Genomic DNA, 18,428 nt, shown 5'->3' with positions numbered 1-18,428 from the left:
GCAGGTTCCCTAGAAGACCCGGATGGTGATGCCCAGCTTGCCGGGGTTCTTCTTGATCTCGTCGATCAGGTCGGCCGTTGCCTTCATCGTGCGCCGAAGGTCGCTGTAGAGCAGGGTATCGCTGGCGAGCTTCCCGAGGGTCCCTTCCCCGCGCTCGATCCGGGCCAGCATGGCATCGACCCGGGTACTGGTGGCCGCCAGCCGGTCGGAGAGGTTCCCCGCCGACCGCATGGTGGTGTCGAGCCGCGCCTGGAGCGCCGGGGCGTCGACGCCGGCGAGCGTCGAGTCGAGCCGGGCGGAGGTCGTCCGCAACGCCCGCATCGTGGCGTTCACTTCGGCGGTCGGACCGTTCTTTGAGTCGCCGTAGTAGCTCAGCAAGCGCTGGCTCGCGGCGAGCGTCTGCCGCAGCTCCACCACCAGCGCAGTGTCGAGCATCTTGTTCAGCGACGTCATGGCGATCGTGGCCTGATCGGCCAGCACGGCGCCCTTGTCGAACAGGCCCACCTCGGTCGTCCCCTGAATCGTGGCACCACGGGCCAGCGGGGCGCCCTGCCCCGGGTCGAGGTTGATCACCGCGTCGCCGAGCATCCCGATCGAGCCGATCGAGGCGCGCGCCGTCGCGGCCGGCGTGATGTTGTCGACCGAGAAGACCACGCCGACGCGCACCTTGCCGACGCCTTCGAACACGATCTCCTCGACGCGGCCCACCGGGGCCCCGGAGATGCGCACCGGCGCCCCCTCCTTGAGGTTGCCGATGTCGGCGAAGACCACGTTCAGCTCGGGCGTGCCGATCGACTTCCCGCGCAGCCAGAGGGTTCCGCCAATGAACGCAGCGATGGCCACGATGACGACGGCGCCGACGGTGGCTTCCTTGTGATAGGAGTGCATCAGTTGCTCATGGTCAGAGAGGCTCGTTGTCGAAGTCGCGCTCCAGGAAGGCGCGCACCTCGGGTACGGTCGATTCGCGGAACTCGGCCGGCGTGCCCACCGCCACGACCTTCCCGGCCGTGAGCAGGGCAATCCGGTCGGCGGTGCGGAACGCGCCGCGCACGTCGTGGGTCACCATGATCGAGGTGACGCCGAGCTCGGTGTCGAGGCGCTTGATCAGCGCGTCGATGATGTCGGAGTTGACCGGATCCAGCCCCGACGTCGGCTCGTCGTACAGCAGGTACTTTGGCCGCCCGGCGATCGCCCGGGCAATGCCGACCCGCTTCTTCATCCCGCCCGACAATTCGGCCGGCATCTTCTTGAGCGTCTCAGGCACCAGGTTCACCAGCCGCAGGCACTCGGCCACCCGCGCCTCGGCAATTTCCTTGTTGCCGAACTCTTCCGGCTTGGTGAGGCCGAGGCGGATGTTCTCGTACACGTTCATCGAGTCGAACAGTGCCCCGTTCTGGAAGACGTACCCGATGGTGCCACGCAGCGCCGAGAGTTCCTTGCGCCCCAGCAGGGCCACGTTCTGTCCATCGACGATCACTTCGCCGTCGTCGGGCCGGATCAGGCCGATGATGTGCTTGAGCAGGACGCTCTTGCCGGTCCCGGAGGGACCGAGCAGCGCCATGGTCTCCCCTTCCTGCACGACGAGATTCACGCCGTCGAGGATCACCTGGGCGCCGAAGCGCTTCGCGAGGTTCTTGATCTCGATCATCTAGTTCAGCAACAGCTTGGCGAGGAGCGTGTCGAGCAACAGGATCACCACCGAGATGGTGACGACCGCGCCCGTGGTGGCGCGGCCGACGCCCTCGGCCCCTTGCTGGGTCGTGAAGCCGCGGTAGCAGGAGATCAGCCCGATGGCGCCCGCGAAGAAGAAGGCCTTGATGATCGAATAGTAGGCATCGAACGGCCGCCAGTAGACGCGCGCGCCGTAGGTGAAATCCTGATCGGAAATCGGCAGGGCCTGCTTCGCCGCGAGCCACCCCGCTGCCACACCGACCACGTCGGCGATGATGACCAGCATCGGGATCATGATCAGGCACGCCATCACGCGCGGCACGAGCAAGTGCGACGAGGGTGCGCGTCCGAGCGATTCGAGCGCGTCGATCTGCTCGGTCACCCGCATCGTCCCGAGTTCGGCGGCATACCGGGCGCCGATGCGTCCGGCCAGGACCAGTCCCACGAGCACCGGCCCGAGTTCCAGCACAATCGACTCCGTGACCAATGACCCGACCACGTAGATGGGGATGTTGCCGGTGAACTGATAGCCGGCCTGCAGGGCGGTCACCGCGCCGGCGAACGAAGAGATCAGCAGCACGATGAAGAGCGAGCCGACGCCGATGCTCCAGCACTCGTCCCGGGTGCGGGGCAGCCAGATCCGCCACTCGGCCAGCCCGCGCCCCATTTCGGCGACGAGTTGCGCAAAGCGACCGACCGCCGAGAGCGTGTCAAGCACGATCCGCCCGGCGCGGTGCTGGACCTGCGCGACGACTCCGCTCAACGGCTCCTCCCCTCAGGCTGTCTCGACATCGTCCCCCTTATCTTGTCCGACGGTGAGCCCCAAGTCCATCCCCGATGCGCGGACGCACCGCCTCCGCTTCAAGCGCCGTCTCGTGGCGTGGTTCCGCCAGCATGGCCGGGACCTGCCGTGGCGCCGCACCCGCGATCCGTACCAGGTGCTCGTCTCCGAAGTGATGCTGCAACAGACCCAGGTCTCACGGGTCGAAGGCTACTGGCACCGCTTCCTCGACCGCTTCCCCACCATCCAGCATCTGGCCGCTGCACGCCCGAAACGGGTCCGCGAAGCGTGGGCCGGTCTCGGCTATTATCGGCGCGCGGCGAACCTGCACGCTCTTGCTCGCACCGTGGTGACGGATCACGACGGCAATTTGCCACAGGAGGCCGAAGCGTTGCGCGCCCTGCCAGGTGTCGGTCGCTACACCGCCGGTGCGGTGGCGTCATTCGCCTGGGAGTCCGCCGAACCGGCCGTCGACACCAACGTGGCCCGGGTGCTGCGCCGCGTCTTCCATCCCGAGCTGCCGAAGGGCGCCGCCGGCGAGCACATCCTCTGGGACACCGCCAAGGCACTCGTCCCGCGCCGCGGCCCCTCAGCCTGGGCCACCAATCAGGCCCTGATGGAACTCGGCGCGCTCATCTGCACGGCCCGCGTGGCCCGCTGCGAGATCTGCCCCGTGCGCAGCAACTGCCTCACCGGCTCCGCTCAGCCGCGCGGCGCATCCTTGAGCAAGGCCACCGTCCGCTCGAGGTCGCGCGGGAAGGTGTAGATGTGGGTGCTCAACCGGAGATACTCGAGGTTCGCCTCGGCGATCCGTCGTGTCCTGATCCGCTGCGCGCCCAGATACCCCTGCAACGCCTGCGCGGTCGTCCCCGCCATCCGAAACGCCACCATCCCGGCCCGGAACTCCGGTCGCGTCGGTGACACGATCTCGACCCGCGGCAGCTTGGCGAGCATCGTGTGCAACTGCGTCGCGAGCCCGCGCGCGCGGAGCTCGACTGCCCGCCGGCCGATCGCCTGCTGAAACTGCACCGCGGCGCGAAGTCCGGCCAGCAGCGAATCGTTGCTCGTCCCGACATGCTCGAAGCGCTTGATGTCGGTGGCGGCCCAGTCGCCGGAGCCGACCAACGGCCACGTCGACTCCATCCGATCCGGACGGACAATCAGCAGCCCGGTCCCCTTCGGCGCCAGCAGCCACTTGTGCGGCGACGACGCGTAGAAGTCCGCGTCGAGGTCGCGCAGGTTGAGCTCGAGCAAGCCAGGCGGGTGCGCCCCGTCGATCACCGTGATGATGCCCCGGTCACGCGCCATCCGCACCAGCGCCCGCACCGGCTGGATCATGCCGGTGGAGAAGAGCACGTGCGAGATGGAAAATACTCTGGTGCGCGGCGTTACCTGCGCCATCCACGCCGCCGCCAGCTCCGCCTCGCTCATAGGATTGAGTGGCGGCGTGAACGTCTTGTAGGTCACACCCCGTCGCTTCGCGAGCAGTTCCCAGCAACAGCGCCCGCCGATGTGCTCGTGCGTCGTCGAGACGACTTCGTCGCCCGGCTGCAGGTCGATGCCGGCCGCAACGATGCTCATCGCCTCGGTGGTGTTGCGCACGATCGCCACCGACCCCGGCCACGCCCCAAGAAAGGCCTCGAGCTCGGCGTGCAGGGCGACACCATCGACCGCCTCCTGCCCGATCATCCGCTCGAAGGCGCGGAGATGGTGGATGGTTGCCTCGATGACCGGCAGCGGCGACGAGCCGATCGTGCCGGTGTTGAGGTGCGTCCCCTCGATCACGAACTCCTGGCCGATCCGCTCCCACGCCGCCTCGTCATCCGGTGCGGCATCGTGCGGCAACGCGCGATGTGAACGGCGCGGCAGGCGCGCCTGCGCGAGCCCGCCAAAGGCGGGCATCGCCGTGGCGAGCGCCAGCAGGTCGCGCCGGGTGATCGTCATCCGAGCTTGTAGAGCGCGCCCGCGATCAGCGCCAACGCCGACATCGTACCGCCGATCATGCCGGCGAGGACCATCCGCTTCCGCGCGGCATCAAACGCGGGTGCCGTCTCGCCGACGGCCTCGAGTCGCGTGAGCTTGGCGGCCGCCGGCATCGCACCGAGCAGGGTCACCAGCGCGCCGAGCAGCCCGAAGCCCTGCATCATCCCGAGCCAAGGACCGACCTGGACCGACATGCCGTTGTACATCCGCAACGTGAGAATCAGCCCTGACACCACGGCGATGATCGAGCCGGGGCCGATGAGGTAGCGGTAGATCCCCGCCTGCACATCGGCCACACCGCCCCAGAGCGACCGCTCGAGCCGCTTCATCACGGCGCCGGCCACCATTACCCCCATCGCCCCGCCGATCCACATCACGAACGACACGAAATGCGCCAGGCGCCAGAATCCGGTCATTGCAACTCCATCAGCCAGTAGGGGGAGCCTGCGTGAACTTCGTACCTGCTCACAGCGCGTCGAGCGCCTGCGTGGTCGTCACATACCCGAGCTCGGCGTACTTCGGGATTCGCTCCATCGCGAAGGTGGCCCCCCGGTCCGACGTCGGCCGCACCCAGACCAGCGGGGGTGCGCCCGGGGTCGCGAGCCACTGGTCGCGCATCAACTCGGTGTTGCTCGCCATCAGCCAGCCAATGGCAGTATCGGTCGCCGCCACGAACGGCGGCGGCACGGAGACCACCTCGCCCTGTTCGTCGAAGCCCGGACCGGTATGAATGGCCACCACGAGGTCGCATTCGATCCCCGCGGCAAACGGCAACGGCATCACCGCCCGCAGGCCGCCATCGTAGTAGCCGCGGCCGTGCACCATCGCGGGCGGAAACCACGGCGGCAGCGCACACGACGCCACCACGGCATCGACGAGCGGCGCGTCGATCCCGCCGGTGCCGAATGCCACTTCCTTGCCGGTGACCACGTCGACCGCGGTGATCGTGCACGGCGTCACCAGCTCCGCGAACGTCTGCACCGGCATGAACTCGGCGATCGCCCGACGGAACGGCTCCGGCTTGAGCAGCGCCTTGGCCCAGATGCCGCGGAAGAGCGCCACACGGTCCGGGGCGAGGACGTCCTCGCGCTTGACGGCCAGGAAGCGCTCGAGGATCACCTGGTGCGGTGTCCCCGACGCGAGCGCGGCCGCGATCACGGCGCCCATCGAGGTCCCGATCCAGTGCACCACCTCGATGTCGTGCTCCGCCAGGGCACGAGCCGCGCCGATGTGCGCCGCGCCCTTGGCGCCGCCGCCGCTCAGCACCACCACTGCACGGCGCCGACTCACTTGGTGCCGTGTTCCCGGCGGTACGCGTCGGCCGCCGCGTAGCGCGCCTGCTCTTCCGGGCTTTCGGCGACGAGCCGCGGCACCCGCTTCGGCCGGCCGTAATCATCGATCGCCACAAAGACCACGTGCGCCGTGTGCGTGTTGCGCTTCTCGCCGGTGCTCGGCTTCTCTGAAAACACCTCGACCGTGATGTCCATCGACGAGTTGCCGACGAAATCCACCGTGGCATGGCAGGTCACCAGTGACCCCATCGGGATCCGTTCGCGGAAGTCGACACGGTGGATCGACGCCGTCACCGCCGCACCACCCGCATGCCGGATCGCGGCAATCGCCGCCGCCTGATCGACCATCGCCATCAGGTTCCCGCCGAAGAGATCGCCGAGGATGTTGGCCATGTGCGGCATCACCAGCGTCGAGATCTCGCCGCGGGAGTGGGACATGGGTCGAAAGTCAGGAATACTCACGGGTCTGGTCCTCGTGGCAATCGATGATCGATCATCGATCATCGATGATCGATGTCAGTAGTCTACAGGACGCAGGTAGTACTCCCCAATCGCCGTCTGGCTCAGCATCGCCACGCTCGGCAGCTTGCGCTTCCAGTGGGTCGCGTCGAGCCGCTTGCGCACCAGCGCGATCTCCTCGAGGGAATATCCGGCGGCGGCGACCGTGGCATCGAGGTGGCCATGCAGGAGCAGGTCGAGGATGCCATCCGCGCGATCGTAGCGGATGCCGAAGTCGGCCTCGTCGGTCTGCCCGACAATCAAGTCCGCCGAGGCCGGCTTGTTCACGATCGCGTCGGGCACGCCAAGGTGACGAGCGAGCGCCCAGACCTGCGACTTGAAGAGGTCGCCGATGGGGTTCACCGGTGGCGCGTCGTCGGCATGCCAGGTGAAGTAGCCGAGCAGGCGTTCGCTCTTGTTGCCGGTGCCCAGCGGCAACGCGTTCAGCGCGGCCGAGCGATCGAACAGCGCCAGCATTCGCGTCCGCGCCATCACGTTGCCGAGGCGCGCGGCGGTCGGCGTGTCGCCGCTCGCGGCGGCGTAGCCATCCACGGCCGCGGAGATGTCGATGGTCTGCTCGCGGATGCCGAGGGCGTCGACCACCAGACGCGCATGGTCGAGCGATTCGCTGCTCGAGGTCCGATACGGCATCCGGACGGCCGTGACCTGTTCCGGCCCGAAGGCCGCGGCGGCGAGGTATGCCACCACCGCCGAATCGACGCCACCCGAGAGGCCGAGCACCACCTTGGCAAAGCCTCGCCGCCGCTGGACTTCATCCCGAAGGAACTCGACCAGCCACGTGGTGGTCAGGACCGGGTCGATCTCGAGGGTGCCGTGCGGACGAAGCCCTCGCCGCCGCGACCACGTGCCCGCTGCAGCGACTCGATCAGGTGCGGCAAACGTGCTTCCAGGTCAGCCAGGAGCGGTGCGCCGGAACGCACCCGCGCAATCTCGTCGAGCGGAAGCGTCACCTGGATCGTGGCATCCTCGAAGAGCGGCGCGCGCACCAGCACGTCGCCGCTTGGCGCCGTCAGCAGCGATCCGCCCGGAAACGCCTTCCCGCCCTCGAAGCCGACCAGCTGCGCCAGCGCCACGTAGATCCCGTGCTCGCCGGCGATGTCGCGCGCCAGCCGCTCCCACCGCCCCATCGAACTGGGCGTGCCCGGGTGCACCGGATCGGGTTCGAGGCCGCGCGCCGGGCTCGCCGCCACGATGGCGAGGAACTGCGCGCCATCGACTGCCGCGATGGTCGGCGTGATGGAGTGCCAGGCATCCTCGCAGACCAGCATCGCCACCCGGCCGATGCGCGCCTCGAATGCCTGCACATCGCGCCCCGCGTCGAGGAAGCGCTCCTCGTCGAACACGCCGTACGTCGGGAGGAAGATCTTGCGATGGACGTGACGAATGCCGGCGTCGTCACCACCGAGGGCGGCCCAGATCGCCGAGTTGTAGAGCCGATCAATGCCGCGCTCGTAGAAGCCGAGGCAGACCTCCATCGGGGGGGCGCCGGAGCGTGCGTGCCGTTCCTGCAGCATCGTGAACAGGACGTCGGCCGTCAGGGCGTGCTCGTGGACGCCCCCCTCAAGGAAGTACCCGGTGAGCGTCCCCTCGGGGAGGATCAGGACGCTGGGCGGCTCCGGGGAGGTCGCCAGCGTGCGAAAGAGCGCCTCGATCCGGTCGAGGTTGGGACCGGGGGCGCCCTTCGTGGGGCGAAACTGAGCCAGGGCGACGGTGATCGCGGACATGCCGAAATCTAGCGCCACCGAGCCCGGGGGCGCCCCGACGGCTTGGTATATTCCCGGGCACCTTCGACTCCCCTGAAGATGGAGCGAGACCGATGTCGATGCTGGAATCAATCCAGGGTGCCACCAACGCCGCCCTGCCCCTCCCCTGGTTGGCGACGGCCGGTCAGCCCTCCGCCGAACACTTCGCCGCCGCCAAGGCCTCCGGTGTCACCGCCGTCATCGACCTGCGCGATCCGATGGAGCCGCGTCCCTTCGATGAAGCCGCGACCCTCGCCGACCTGGGGATCGAGTACATCAACATCCCGGTCAACTCCGGGGCGCTGAGCACGGAACTCCTCGAGCGCATCCTGGCCGCCGTCCGTGCCCATGCCGACACGCCGACGATCCTCCACTGCGCCTCGGCCAACCGCGTCGGTGGCGCGCTGATTCCCTACTTCATCATCGACAAGGGGATGGACGAGCAGGCAGCCATCGATGCGGCGATGGCCGTCGGGCTGCGCAGCGCCGAGCTGATGGAGTGGGGCCTCGCCTACGCCCGCGCGCACAGTTGAGCTGAAGCGGGCGACGGACAGAACGAAGCAACCTCGGGCAGCCAGCACGGCGACCCGAGGTTGATTGTTTTCACGAGCGGCAACTCGCTACGGCCTGGGGCGAGACCGACCCGAGGTCGAGGCCGGCGGAGCCGCCGGCGGGGGTGACGACGGCGGTGCCGCGCGACTCACTGGTTCACTCCGCGGGGGCGCCTGCCGCTCCACCCGCTGCGGCTCGGCGCGCTGGGGCGGCGCCTGACGCTCCACCCGCTGCGGCTCTGCGCGAGAAGGCTCCGCGCGAGACCGCTCTGCCCGCGCCGGCTCCGAGCGAGAAGGCTCGGCGCGGGGCGGCTCACGATACACCGGCTGACTGCGGCTCGGCTCAGTCCGCTGCGGCTCGGCGCGGGACGCCTCGCCCCGGCTCGCATTCACATCGGGTCGCGCGCGGAACGGCTCGCGGAAGACCGGCGTCGGCTCCTCCGAGGCGCGGCGGCTCTGTTCAACCACCGGCGCCACGACCGGCCGCACGTCGCCACGACGATCCATCTGCGGCGCCATCGACTGCGTCGGCGCCGTGACCAGCTCATCCCCGCCACCTGGGCGGGGGCGAGCCCGAGTCCCGCCAGACGAGGCCGGCGGAGGGCTGCTCGCCGGAGGACTGCTTGCCGGCGGGCGCGAGGTGCCGCGATCCGGCTGCGACCCCGTGCTCCCCTGAGTCCGATCCTGGCGCTGCGGCTCGTTCGGCCGCGGAGTCACGCGCGTCGGCTGGTCGTCGCGGCCCCGGGCCCGACCCCCGTTCGAGGGCGGCGTTGCGTCGGGGCGAGTGTTGCCGCGGACGACCCGCGTCAGGTCCGGCGCCAATCCACCAGCCTCCGTTCCACGCGGGCGCGCCCGGTAGCCGTAGGCCGTGTTCGGGATCTGCGGCCGCGGCAAGTTGATCACCGTGATCGGCCGATACTGCCCCGGGTAGCGCCAATCCCACGGATCGTAGTAACCGCCATAGCCGTAGCCATAGCCGTATCCGTAGCGGCTGTACCGATAGGGATCGTAGTACCAGGGGTCGTACCGGCCCCAAGGATCGTAGAGGTCCCAGCCGCCGCCGATCCCGACCCGGATGTTCACGCCACTCTGCCGGACGCCGTAGCCGCAGGCGAGGCAGGACCAGTAGGGATCGTAGAACGGGCTACCGTAGCCGGCCGGCGAGACGATGCCGCCGCCGCCAGAGATGTAGGCCCCGCCGTGGACACGATAGCCGAGCACGTCGTAGGTGAAGCGACCGCTGCCCGCCATCCGCTTGACCAGGTCGGTCAGCTCAGGCTCGGCATCGGCATCCCAGGCGCTCAGGCGAATGGCGTTGTAGTCCCAGTGATCGTCGCTGGCGTAGCGGCGGAAGTCGAACGGCTCCTGCGCCAGCGCCGCATAGACCAAACCGTTGCCGGTGCGATCATCGGCGAGGAAGGTCTCCCGCTCGGCGCGGCCGCGGAGCTCGTAGCGCCGGCCACCGCGGATGAAGGGATCAAGATCGGGATCGATCGGGAAGAGGACCCGCACCCGGCCGTCGCCGTCCACTCGGAAGACGATCAGGTAGCCGTCTTCGGCGGACTCGACCTGCACCCGCACGCGATCGCCGGGGGTGAAATCCCCGCCGTTGTTGAGCGTGATGCGAAGTGGTGCCTGGAGTGAGGGGGCAACGGAAACCGTCGGCGCGGCCACGACCGGGAGACTTCCCGGAGGAGCGATGAGGGCGGCGACAGCGAAGAGCGCAAGCATGGGACCTCCTGACAAACGGCGAGCAGTAACCAACTGGACCCTGCCCATACCTTACCAGATCCGTGCCACAGCCAGCTCGTTGTGAGACAACAACTTAGGAGAATTGGACTGGGGCGAGTGTCCGTTTCCCGGGACAGCTCGCCGGAACTCGGGACGCCTGCTACGGCAGCGACGTCTCCTGCCCACCATTCCACCGGTGCCAGAACATCCGCAGCTCGGTGATCAATTCCCCGTCCGTCTCGGCGAAGAAGGCGCCGCGCGCCTCGACCCACTGGCCGGTCTTGCGACGGCGGAAGCGCAGGGTGAACTCGGTCGAAAACCACGGTCCGGCGGTATAGATCTCGCCGGTCTGAAAGGTGGTCTCGGATTGGGCGTAGGGGATGTCGCTCATCCACTGCCGAATGGCGACCACACCCCTGAGCGGTTGGGAAAAGGGGGTTTCGACGAAGACCGCCTCGTCGTTGAAGACGGTCATGATCAGGTCGATCCGACCCTTCTCCCATCCCTTCGCAAGCGTGTCGGTCAGGCTGCGGCCAATCGCGCGGAAATCGGCCGGCTCGTTCGGTGTGATGTCGGACATCTCGGAAAGCTACACCCGTCGTCAGCAACTAGATTCCGTCAGACCAGAATCAAGGAGTCGTGCCGTGGACCCGATGGATCGCACCGCCGTGGTGGCCGCCCTGGAGGCCAGCCTCCGTCACCTGGAGCGGGTGGTGTCCCGGCTCGACGAGGCCAAGGCAACCGTTCGCCCGACGCCGGAGCGGTGGTCGCCGATGGATACCTTGGAGCATCTCGTCGTGGTCGAGCGCGGGATCCACAAGTCGGTGACGGCCGCCAGCGGCGCGGCGGCGACCGACCTGCGCACCCGTCAGATGGACAGCGTCATCGCCGGTGCCGGTACCGTGACACGCGCCCTGGTTGCACCGGATGTCGTCGCACCCACTGGTCGCTTCCACTCGGTCCACGAGGCGCTGGTGCTCTTTCGCGAGCGCCGCATCACGACGATCAACCTGGCGCGCACGCTCGACGTGCCATGGGACGCCCATCACATGACACACCCGATCCTCGGCCCGCTCGACATCGGCCAGTGGTTCCTGCTCGCGGCGACACATGTTGATCGCCACCTGCCGCAGATCGAGGTCTAGGGCGCCGCCACCCACCGCTCGAAGAAGCCCAGGCCGCTGTCGGCCACGACGACGCCGGCCGCCCGCCCCACCACCGACCACGCACCACGCATCTGCAGGAAGACGCGGCCCCCGCCATTCGGGGGCCGCGTGGCGTGCACGTCGAGAATGCGCACGCGCACCTGCAGGGTGTCGTCGCGCCGCGTGGCGACGATCAGCAGCGAGTCCGGCGACGTCACCCCGGGATACGTCGCGACCGGCCGGGCACCGAAGCCGCGGACGTCGCGAAAGCGGTAGACCTGCGCCACGCCGAGCGTGTCGAGCAGTGCCAGGAAGTACGGAGCACTGCCGCGAGCCGCCGGCGCGGCGCCCTGCCGCACCCCGCCGTAGAGGAGCGCGTGGGTCGCCCCACGCGCAGTGCCCCATTCCCAGGTGACCTCGCGCCAGCTGCCCCAATTGTGATCATGGTAGGCCGCGATGTCGCGCACCACTCGGCAGCCCGCCGACGTGCAGAGCTCGCCGTCGGCGCGCGCGGTCACCGCCGGCACCACGTAGCCAGAGCGGAACTCACCACCGCTCAGCTCGACGGCGGGGAACTGCCGGTGCCGGTCGGGTCGCAGCACGATCCGAAAGCGCGTGGCCCCGGCGCTCCCGCGCAGTTCGTAGACGCCGTCACGTTGCGTGATGGTATTCGCCCCGATCGTCACATCGGCGCGCGTCGTGTCGAAGCGGACCGCGCTCCCCGGCACTTCGCTCACGAAACGCTCGTGCACGCCATCGGGGCGGCGCCTCGTCACGAGCAACTGCCCGCCCCAGCGCGTACCGTTCACGTCGCCGCCGACGAGAAAGGTGATGTACCACCACTCCTCGGGACTCACCACCAGATTCACGTAATGCCACTCGGCCCAGGTCGAATCGCGCTCGATGGGTCGATGAAAGTGGTCGAGCTCATCGAAGTAGCCCTGCGCCGTCGGGCGCAGCCACGCCGAGTCCCGCGGCGCATCCTGCCATGCCCCGGCCACGACCGCGTCGGCACCACCGACCTTTCGCATCGCCTCCGGCAGCTCGCCGCCCGCCCGCACCGTCCAGGTCGAGTCGCCGATATGCAGTAGGACCCACTTCCGCTCGAGCACCGGGGCCACGGCGGCGACGGTCGCCCGATGGCGCTCGCCACCGAGCAATTCGCGCGTGACGAAGCGGGCCCGGTCGATGCCGAAGAAGAGCCCCGTCATCCCGCCGGTCCGCATCGCCTCGAGGTCGAGCCCCTCCGGCAGCACCGTCAGGTCGCCACCACCGACCAGTGCGACGTCGCGCGACTGCTCCAGCATCGCCGTCCCGACCGACAGCAGCACGATCATCACCGCCACGCCAATGGCGTAGCCGCCGAGCAGCACCACGGCACGGCCGGGGCGCACCAGCAGGTGGCGGAGGGCCAGCGTCCAGCGCATCAGTCGACGATCCGCCCGTCGAGCATCCGCACCACTCGACTCGCTTCGCTGGTCACCCGCTCGTCGTGGGTCACCACCACCAACGTGGTCCCGTCGGCGTGCAGGCGGCGAAAGAGCGCCAGAATCTCGCGACCCGTGGCGGCATCAAGCTCCCCGGTGGGCTCGTCGGCGAGGAGGATCGCCGGTCGGTTCGCGAGGGCCCGCGCGATCGCGACGCGCTGCATCTCGCCGCCGGAGAGTTGCGTCGGTCGATGCCTCGCTCGCTCGGCCAGTCCGACATACGCCAGCAATTCCTCGGCACGTGCCCGTCGCGAGGCAGGCGTCACGCCCATCTCGGCCATCGGGAGTTCGACGTTCTCGCGGGCGGTCAGTACCGGCAGCAGATGGAATCGCTGGAAGACGAAGCCGATCCGTTCCAGCCGCAGCCGGGTGAGCGCCCGGTCTGGCAAGGCGCTGAGCGAAGTGCCGAGAATTGCCACCGTGCCGCTGGTGGGGAGATCCAGCCCACCCAGGAGCGTGAGCAGCGTCGACTTGCCGCTCCCGGAGGGACCGACGATGGCGACGTACTCACCCGCCTGCACCTGCAGCGAGACGCCGCGGAGGGCGGTGACCTCGCCACCCTCCAGCGCGTGACGGCGTACAAGGTCGCGAGCATCCAGCACGGTGGTCATGGAGCGTCACTCCGAAGGGCGGCGGCGATCGGGGTCGACGCGGCGCGCCACGCCGAGGGCAATCCGGCCAGCACACCGGTCACCAGGAGGGTGGCCGCCGCAATCGCCAGCGGTGCGGGCTCGGCCACGAAGAAGGAGATCGCCGCGGGGAGGCCGGGGAACGAGGTCAGGATGGCATCGAGCCAGCGGGCGGTGCCGAGGCCGAGCACCATCCCTGCGGCACCGCCGAGCACGGTCAGCAGCAACCCCTGCACCACCACCTGCAACGCGACATGCTCGCGCGCCACGCCGATGGCACGGAGGGTGGCGATCTCGCCGCTGCGCTCGTTCACCGTGATCGCCAGCAGCGTCCCCACCAGCAGCACGGTCACCACCAGCGAGATCGAGCCGAGGATCAAGGACAGCTGCCGGAAGTAGGTCAGCCGCAGGCGGAACTGCGCCACGAGGTCATCGATGCTGTTGACCGCGACTTCGACGTGCGCCACGCGGAGCCGTGCGGTGACGAGGGTGAGGTCACTCGCCTCATCGACACGCACCATCAACACCGAGGCACGATCGGTGATCTCGGGACCGCCCAGGCGTTGCGCCGCGGCCAGCGCAACGGCCACCGACGGCTGATCGCGCGCGTCGTAGAGAAAGCGCACCATCCCTCGGACCACGAACCGACGCTCGGCGCCGGCATTCGCCATCTGCGGGTCGAGGCGCCCGCGCATGACGATGGTATCGCCGACGATCGCGCCAAGGCGTGCCGCGGCAGGTGCGCCCAGGAGGATGCCGAGGGAATCATCGACCCCGAGGTCCTCGCCGGACTCGAGCGCGTAGATGCCTTGCGACGTCGGCGTGATGCCGTAGGTCACCAGCGATGCCGAGGATTCATCATGACTCCCCTGCATCGTCGTGCCCAGGACCGGCGCGACTTCCCGGACGGTGGTGTCGCGGCGCAGTGCGGCCGTGAGGGTGGTGACGTCACCAAGGGTCGCCTCGGTGTCGAACGGCAGCGTGCCGAGCGGCGAGATCCGCAGCTGGTAGCCCCGGCTCCGCAGCAATTCGCCGAAGGACCGTTCGATCCCGCCACTGAGCATCACCATGTCGAGCAGCAATGCGGCCGCCACCGCCACGCCGAGCAGCGAGAGGGCACTGCGGGTCGGATGGCGCAGCAGATCACGGATGGCCCACCGCCAGGTCATCATCCGGCGCGCCCCCACAACACCAGCGGCGGGAGGCGCACCAGACGCCACGCGGCGAGTGCACCGGCACCGAGGCCGAGCACCAACCCGAGCGACGCGGCCTCGAGGATCGTCCGCCAGGTGAGCAGCGAGAAGATCAGCGTGGTGGCAAAGGTCTGCTGGTAGAAGGCGTTCACCGCCGCGCTCGCGATGGCCGCGATGCCGATGCCAAGTACGCCGCCGACGGCGGCGATGACCCCCGCCTCGAGGAGCAGGGCGATGAACACCGTGCGGCGCGAGATGCCGATGAAGCGGAGCATCGCCACATCCTGCCGGCGCGCATCGACCTTGAGCAACATCAGGCAGAGGAGGAAGATCGCCGACGCGAGCACCGAGATGATCGCGATGGCACGGTGAAAGCGCGAGACGACGAGGAAGGTCGTCGAGGAACTCGACGCGAGAGCGGCGGTCCCGTGCAGCTCGTAGCCGAAGGCGGTCCGACCCAGCAATGCGCGGGCGCTATTCGGATCGACGCCCGGTTGCAGCAGGATGGCGGCGCGGTCGATCCGGTCCGGCTGACCGAGCAGCTCGGCGAGGTCGGCCAGATGGAAACGGACGCGATACTCTTTGCGAAGGATCGTGGCCGGATCGGCGCGCGGCTCGACAATCGCGGCGACCACGGCAGGACGGCGCGCGCCGCCGTTCGGACTCGAGACCGAGAGGGTGTCGCCCACCGAGAGACCACTCGCCTCAGCCAGGCGCTGTTCGATGGCGATCCCGATCCGTTGCGCCGTGGCACGACCGGTCCAGAGGACCGTCAGCAGGATGAGGCAGGAGGCAGCGCGGCGGAGCATGATGGCAAGGTACCCGCTCGGCGCGGCAGAGTTCAGACCGTTACCAGCCGAGCGAGAGCCCCACCCCGCCAAAATAGCGCGCGGCTCCACCTCCGATTCCTGCCCCGAAGCGTACGTCCACCTGCACCATCGGCGTGACGAGGTGCGCCAGACCGCCATTCAGGTACGACTCGCCCCGCTCGCCGCCATTGCCCGACACGGGCTGGATCGTGAAGACCTCGGCGTAGCTGCGCCACCGATCAGTCAGGGTGTAGCCCACGACCGCCGACCCCGCCAACTCAAGGTGATTGTCGACCTCGCGACCGGCGATCGCACTCCCGCCCACCGACCATCGGCCACCCAGTTCCCACCCTGCGAGGAGCACGGCGCTGGGCAGCATCGTGGTGGCGGTCACCCGCGAGCCGCCCGTGGGGACGGTGGTCTGGACCAGCAGGGCGAGTTCGGGGCGCGCGCCCTGCTGGCCCCCGAGCGAGAGCTTGGCGCCAACCGTGAGATCCTCGAAGGAGAGCGCCCCGCCGGTCGCCGAGAGATTCTGCGAGAGGCGGAGCTCCACACGCGAACTGATTCCGGCACGCAGCAGCGACTCGGGCAGCGAATGACTCGTTCCCTGCGCACGCTGGACCGTGTAGCCGGTCTCGAGCTGCCAGCGCCCCTTCGGAATCGTGGCACTCGACTCGGTAAAGTCCGGCCGGTCGGTTTCGATCGGCGCGCGCGCCTGCGCGGTGAGCGGGGCCGCACCGAGCAACAGTGCACCGAGCACCCGACGGGTTACGCCGCCCATTCGCGCACCGTTCCGATCAGGAGCCAGACGTTGAGCACGGCAATCACGATCGCCACCGTCCAACCCACCGCGATCGTGAGCGGTCGATTCACGAAGCCGCCCATCTTGGCCTTTGACGAGGTGAACCAGACCAGCGGGATCACCGCAAAAGAGAGCTGCAGCGAGAGAATCACCTGCGACAGGATCAACAGGCTCCCCGCGCCGTGCTCGCCGTACATCGCCGTGACGATCACGGCCGGCACGATGGCGATCAGGCGGGTGATCAGTCGGCGCAACCACGCCGGGAGGCGGATGTCGAGGAAGCCTTCCATCACGATCTGCCCGGCGAGCGTCCCGGTCACGGTGGAGTTCTGGCCCGACGCCAGCAGTGCCACGGCAAAGAGCGTCGAGGCGAGCGTGGTGCCGAGCAGTGGCGACAGCAGCGCGTGGGCGTCACCGATGTCGGCGACCCCCTCGTGGGGGGTGCCGTGGAATGTGGCCGCCGAGAGGATCAGGATTGCCGCGTTGATCAGGAAGGCCAGGAAGAGCGCGACGGTCGAGTCGATGGTGCCCCACTTGATCGCCTCGCGCTTCGCCTCCGGGCTGTTCGCCACCTTCCGCGTCTGGACGATGGCGGAGTGCAGGTAGAGGTTGTGCGGCATCACCGTCGCGCCGAGGATCCCCATCGCGATGTAGAGCATCGCCGGGTTGGTGACGATCTGCGTGGTCGGGACGAGCCCCTTCAGGATGCCCGCCATTTCCGGCCGCGAGAACCACATCTCGGCGGCGAAGCAGATGCCGACCGTGGCGACCATCGCGATCACGAAGGCCTCCAGCCAGCGGAAGCCCTTCTGCTGCAGCATCAGGATCAGGAGGACATCGAGCGCGGTGAGAACCACGCCGTACACGAGCGGAATTCCAAAGAGCAGGTTCAGCGCGATCGCGGAACCGATCACCTCGGCAAGGTCGCAAGCGGCAATTGCGATCTCGCAAAGGACCCAGAGCATGAAGGAGACGGGGCGCGAGAAGTGATCGCGACACGCCTGCGCCAGGTCGCGTCCGGTCACGATCCCGAGCTTGACCGCGAAGGTCTGCAGCAGCATCGCCATCAGGTTCGACATCAGGATGACGCTGAGCAGCGTGTAGCCGAAGCGCGCGCCACCGGCGAGGTCGGTGGCCCAGTTGCCCGGGTCCATGTAGCCAACGGCCACCATGTACCCCGGCCCCGCGAAGGCCAGTGCCTTGCGCCACCACGGGGCGCCCTCGGGGACGGTGACGGTGTGGTGCGACTCCGGGAGCGAGCGCGTGGTGCGCGTGAGGCGCCAGCCATCATCGGGCCCGGGCATGGTGGGCGCCGAGGGTGCAGGAATGCTGCTCATCGGGCGTCCTCCGCCGCGGTGCAGAGCAGGTGCCCCGCGAGGTCGTGCCCGACGATCCGGTCGGCATCACCGAGTTGCAGCGTGATCGGGCCGCTGAAAGGCTGCTGTGCCATCACGGTGATCGTCGCCCCAGGGACCAGCCCGGCCTCCGCCAACCAGCGGAGTCGCTCGGCCGATCCGGAATCGACCCGGGCAATCACCACGGTCGCGCCGACGGGCACCTCGGGGAGTGGCATCGACGAGACTTCGACGACCAGGCCGTCCGCCGAGGGGATCGGATCGCCATGCGGATCGACGGTGGGGTGCCCGAGTGCTTCGGCCATCCGGTTCACGAGATCATCGGAGACGGCATGCTCAAGCCGTTCCGCCTCGTCGTGGACGGTGTCCCAGCCGTAGCCGAGGAAGGAGACCAGATAGGCCTCGATCAACCGGTGCCGGCGCAACATCCGGAGGGCGGCCTGCCGCCCGGCCGCCGTCAGGGTCACGCCCTTGTAGGGGAGGTGCTCCAACAACCCGGCGTCGGCCAACCGCTTGACCATCCCGCTCACCGAGGGTGCCGTCAGCGCCAACGCCTCGGCGATGCCGGTCGTGGTGGCCGGGGAACCGGCCTCGGAGAGCTGGTAAATGGCCTTGAGGTAGTCCTCACCAGAAATTGTGAGGTCCCGAGGATTGAATTTCGTCATGCCTAACTTTCGGTATTGGGCAGACGAATGTCAAGTAGGGGCGAGGCCTGCCGGAGTAACCCGTAACCTGTAA

The 18,428-nt window shown here is 68.7% G+C and carries 21 protein-coding genes; 3 read left to right on the top strand and 18 right to left on the bottom strand.

Annotated elements, in window-relative coordinates; all coding sequences use genetic code 11:
- Window positions 1-9 precede the first annotated feature (9 nt).
- The 3 genes from IPG05_01470 to IPG05_01460 are packed head-to-tail and all read right to left on the bottom strand — an operon-like array spanning window position 10 to window position 2,251.
- The gene (locus tag IPG05_01470; protein ID MBK6493771.1) at window positions 10-888 is read right to left on the bottom strand and encodes an MCE family protein; all 879 of its coding nucleotides are present in this window, start codon (window positions 886-888) and stop codon (window positions 10-12) included.
- 13 nt (window positions 889-901) lie between these two features.
- Entirely contained in the window at window positions 902-1,648 is a 747-nt protein-coding gene (locus IPG05_01465; protein MBK6493770.1) for an ATP-binding cassette domain-containing protein, read from the bottom strand.
- Entirely contained in the window at window positions 1,649-2,251 is a 603-nt protein-coding gene (locus IPG05_01460) for an ABC transporter permease (protein ID MBK6493769.1), read from the bottom strand.
- Between the two features lie 22 nt (window positions 2,252-2,273).
- On the opposite strand from IPG05_01460, the gene IPG05_01455 reads away from it, so the two are divergent.
- Window positions 2,274-3,218 carry an A/G-specific adenine glycosylase gene (locus tag IPG05_01455; protein MBK6493768.1) on the top strand — a complete coding sequence of 315 codons (945 nt, stop codon included), beginning with the start codon at window positions 2,274-2,276 and terminating at the stop codon, window positions 3,216-3,218.
- Here the strand turns inward: IPG05_01455 and IPG05_01450 are convergent.
- Genes IPG05_01450 through IPG05_01425 form a run of 6 tightly spaced genes read right to left on the bottom strand, consistent with a single transcriptional unit; the run spans window position 3,155 to window position 7,970 of the window.
- Window positions 3,155-4,396: an aminotransferase class V-fold PLP-dependent enzyme gene (locus IPG05_01450; protein ID MBK6493767.1), complete on the bottom strand. Its 1,242-nt coding sequence runs from the start codon at window positions 4,394-4,396 to the stop codon at window positions 3,155-3,157. The genes IPG05_01455 and IPG05_01450 overlap by 64 nt on opposite strands.
- Entirely contained in the window at window positions 4,393-4,851 is a 459-nt protein-coding gene (locus IPG05_01445) for a hypothetical protein (protein MBK6493766.1), read from the bottom strand. The genes IPG05_01450 and IPG05_01445 overlap by 4 nt, the downstream gene beginning before the upstream one ends.
- 49 nt (window positions 4,852-4,900) lie before the next feature.
- Entirely contained in the window at window positions 4,901-5,725 is an 825-nt protein-coding gene (locus tag IPG05_01440; protein ID MBK6493765.1) for a patatin-like phospholipase family protein, read from the bottom strand.
- A complete protein-coding gene (locus IPG05_01435; GenBank protein MBK6493764.1) occupies window positions 5,722-6,231 on the bottom strand; it encodes an acyl-CoA thioesterase in 510 nt (169 codons plus the stop codon). Before IPG05_01435 ends, IPG05_01440 begins: the two co-directional genes overlap by 4 nt.
- A gap of 12 nt (window positions 6,232-6,243) precedes the next feature.
- Window positions 6,244-7,047: an NAD+ synthase gene (locus IPG05_01430; protein ID MBK6493763.1), complete on the bottom strand. Its 804-nt coding sequence runs from the start codon at window positions 7,045-7,047 to the stop codon at window positions 6,244-6,246.
- Window positions 7,032-7,970: a beta-ureidopropionase gene (locus IPG05_01425; protein MBK6493762.1), complete on the bottom strand. Its 939-nt coding sequence runs from the start codon at window positions 7,968-7,970 to the stop codon at window positions 7,032-7,034. Before IPG05_01425 ends, IPG05_01430 begins: the two co-directional genes overlap by 16 nt.
- Window positions 7,971-8,062: 92 nt before the next feature.
- Here IPG05_01425 and IPG05_01420 point away from each other — a divergent pair, with 92 nt between their 5' ends.
- Entirely contained in the window at window positions 8,063-8,521 is a 459-nt protein-coding gene (locus tag IPG05_01420) for a hypothetical protein (GenBank protein ID MBK6493761.1), read from the top strand.
- 87 nt (window positions 8,522-8,608) lie between these two features.
- On the opposite strand, the gene IPG05_01415 is transcribed toward IPG05_01420, so the two are convergent.
- Window positions 8,609-10,270 carry a DUF4384 domain-containing protein gene (locus IPG05_01415; GenBank protein ID MBK6493760.1) on the bottom strand — a complete coding sequence of 554 codons (1,662 nt, stop codon included), beginning with the start codon at window positions 10,268-10,270 and terminating at the stop codon, window positions 8,609-8,611.
- A 160-nt stretch (window positions 10,271-10,430) separates the two neighbouring features.
- A complete protein-coding gene (locus IPG05_01410; protein ID MBK6493759.1) occupies window positions 10,431-10,850 on the bottom strand; it encodes a nuclear transport factor 2 family protein in 420 nt (139 codons plus the stop codon).
- A 64-nt stretch (window positions 10,851-10,914) separates the two neighbouring features.
- Here IPG05_01410 and IPG05_01405 point away from each other — a divergent pair, with 64 nt between their 5' ends.
- Window positions 10,915-11,415, top strand: coding sequence for a DinB family protein (locus IPG05_01405; GenBank protein MBK6493758.1), 501 nt, complete (start codon window positions 10,915-10,917; stop codon window positions 11,413-11,415).
- Here the strand turns inward: IPG05_01405 and IPG05_01400 are convergent.
- The 7 genes from IPG05_01400 to IPG05_01370 are packed head-to-tail and all read right to left on the bottom strand — an operon-like array spanning window position 11,412 to window position 18,355.
- The gene (locus tag IPG05_01400; protein MBK6493757.1) at window positions 11,412-12,842 is read right to left on the bottom strand and encodes a hypothetical protein; all 1,431 of its coding nucleotides are present in this window, start codon (window positions 12,840-12,842) and stop codon (window positions 11,412-11,414) included. The two genes, IPG05_01405 and IPG05_01400, sit on opposite strands and share 4 nt — an antisense overlap.
- The gene (locus IPG05_01395) at window positions 12,842-13,513 is read right to left on the bottom strand and encodes an ABC transporter ATP-binding protein (protein MBK6493756.1); all 672 of its coding nucleotides are present in this window, start codon (window positions 13,511-13,513) and stop codon (window positions 12,842-12,844) included. The genes IPG05_01400 and IPG05_01395 overlap by 1 nt, the downstream gene beginning before the upstream one ends.
- Window positions 13,510-14,703, bottom strand: a complete 1,194-nt coding sequence (locus tag IPG05_01390) for an ABC transporter permease (GenBank protein MBK6493755.1) — start codon at window positions 14,701-14,703, stop codon at window positions 13,510-13,512. The genes IPG05_01395 and IPG05_01390 overlap by 4 nt, the downstream gene beginning before the upstream one ends.
- Window positions 14,700-15,533, bottom strand: a complete 834-nt coding sequence (locus tag IPG05_01385) for an FtsX-like permease family protein (protein ID MBK6493754.1) — start codon at window positions 15,531-15,533, stop codon at window positions 14,700-14,702. The genes IPG05_01390 and IPG05_01385 overlap by 4 nt, the downstream gene beginning before the upstream one ends.
- 40 nt (window positions 15,534-15,573) lie before the next feature.
- Window positions 15,574-16,314 (bottom strand): transporter, encoded by a 741-nt coding sequence (locus tag IPG05_01380; protein ID MBK6493753.1) that lies wholly within the window; start codon window positions 16,312-16,314, stop codon window positions 15,574-15,576.
- Window positions 16,302-17,639, bottom strand: a complete 1,338-nt coding sequence (locus IPG05_01375) for an Nramp family divalent metal transporter (GenBank protein ID MBK6493752.1) — start codon at window positions 17,637-17,639, stop codon at window positions 16,302-16,304. The genes IPG05_01380 and IPG05_01375 overlap by 13 nt, the downstream gene beginning before the upstream one ends.
- Before the next feature lie 29 nt (window positions 17,640-17,668).
- On the bottom strand, window positions 17,669-18,355 hold the full coding sequence (locus IPG05_01370) for a metal-dependent transcriptional regulator (GenBank protein MBK6493751.1): 687 nt from the start codon (window positions 18,353-18,355) through the stop codon (window positions 17,669-17,671).
- Window positions 18,356-18,428 lie beyond the last annotated feature (73 nt).

The sequence above is a fragment of the Gemmatimonadota bacterium genome, from assembly GCA_016704275.1.
GTDB lineage: Bacteria > Gemmatimonadota > Gemmatimonadetes > Gemmatimonadales > GWC2-71-9 > Palsa-1233.
Note: the sequence above shows the minus strand (reverse complement) of the source record. Positions and strands in the feature narration are given on the sequence as shown.

Excerpts from the sequence above, each read along its gene's own strand:
- IPG05_01470 (MBK6493771.1), bottom strand. The coding sequence starts at position 888 with ATGCACTCCTATCACAAGGAAGCCACCGTCGGCGCCGTCGTCATCGTG.
- IPG05_01465 (MBK6493770.1), bottom strand. The coding sequence starts at position 1,648 with ATGATCGAGATCAAGAACCTCGCGAAGCGCTTCGGCGCCCAGGTGATC.
- IPG05_01455 (MBK6493768.1), top strand. The coding sequence starts at position 2,274 with ATGCTCCAGCACTCGTCCCGGGTGCGGGGCAGCCAGATCCGCCACTCG.
- IPG05_01450 (MBK6493767.1), bottom strand. The coding sequence starts at position 4,396 with ATGACGATCACCCGGCGCGACCTGCTGGCGCTCGCCACGGCGATGCCC.
- IPG05_01445 (MBK6493766.1), bottom strand. The coding sequence starts at position 4,851 with ATGACCGGATTCTGGCGCCTGGCGCATTTCGTGTCGTTCGTGATGTGG.
- IPG05_01435 (MBK6493764.1), bottom strand. The coding sequence starts at position 6,231 with ATGATCGATGATCGATCATCGATTGCCACGAGGACCAGACCCGTGAGT.
- IPG05_01425 (MBK6493762.1), bottom strand. The coding sequence starts at position 7,970 with ATGTCCGCGATCACCGTCGCCCTGGCTCAGTTTCGCCCCACGAAGGGC.
- IPG05_01420 (MBK6493761.1), top strand. The coding sequence starts at position 8,063 with ATGTCGATGCTGGAATCAATCCAGGGTGCCACCAACGCCGCCCTGCCC.
- IPG05_01415 (MBK6493760.1), bottom strand. The coding sequence starts at position 10,270 with ATGCTTGCGCTCTTCGCTGTCGCCGCCCTCATCGCTCCTCCGGGAAGT.
- IPG05_01410 (MBK6493759.1), bottom strand. The coding sequence starts at position 10,850 with ATGTCCGACATCACACCGAACGAGCCGGCCGATTTCCGCGCGATTGGC.
- IPG05_01400 (MBK6493757.1), bottom strand. The coding sequence starts at position 12,842 with ATGCGCTGGACGCTGGCCCTCCGCCACCTGCTGGTGCGCCCCGGCCGT.
- IPG05_01395 (MBK6493756.1), bottom strand. The coding sequence starts at position 13,513 with ATGACCACCGTGCTGGATGCTCGCGACCTTGTACGCCGTCACGCGCTG.
- IPG05_01390 (MBK6493755.1), bottom strand. The coding sequence starts at position 14,703 with ATGATGACCTGGCGGTGGGCCATCCGTGATCTGCTGCGCCATCCGACC.
- IPG05_01385 (MBK6493754.1), bottom strand. The coding sequence starts at position 15,533 with ATGCTCCGCCGCGCTGCCTCCTGCCTCATCCTGCTGACGGTCCTCTGG.
- IPG05_01380 (MBK6493753.1), bottom strand. The coding sequence starts at position 16,314 with ATGGGCGGCGTAACCCGTCGGGTGCTCGGTGCACTGTTGCTCGGTGCG.
- IPG05_01375 (MBK6493752.1), bottom strand. The coding sequence starts at position 17,639 with ATGCCCGGGCCCGATGATGGCTGGCGCCTCACGCGCACCACGCGCTCG.
- IPG05_01370 (MBK6493751.1), bottom strand. The coding sequence starts at position 18,355 with ATGACGAAATTCAATCCTCGGGACCTCACAATTTCTGGTGAGGACTAC.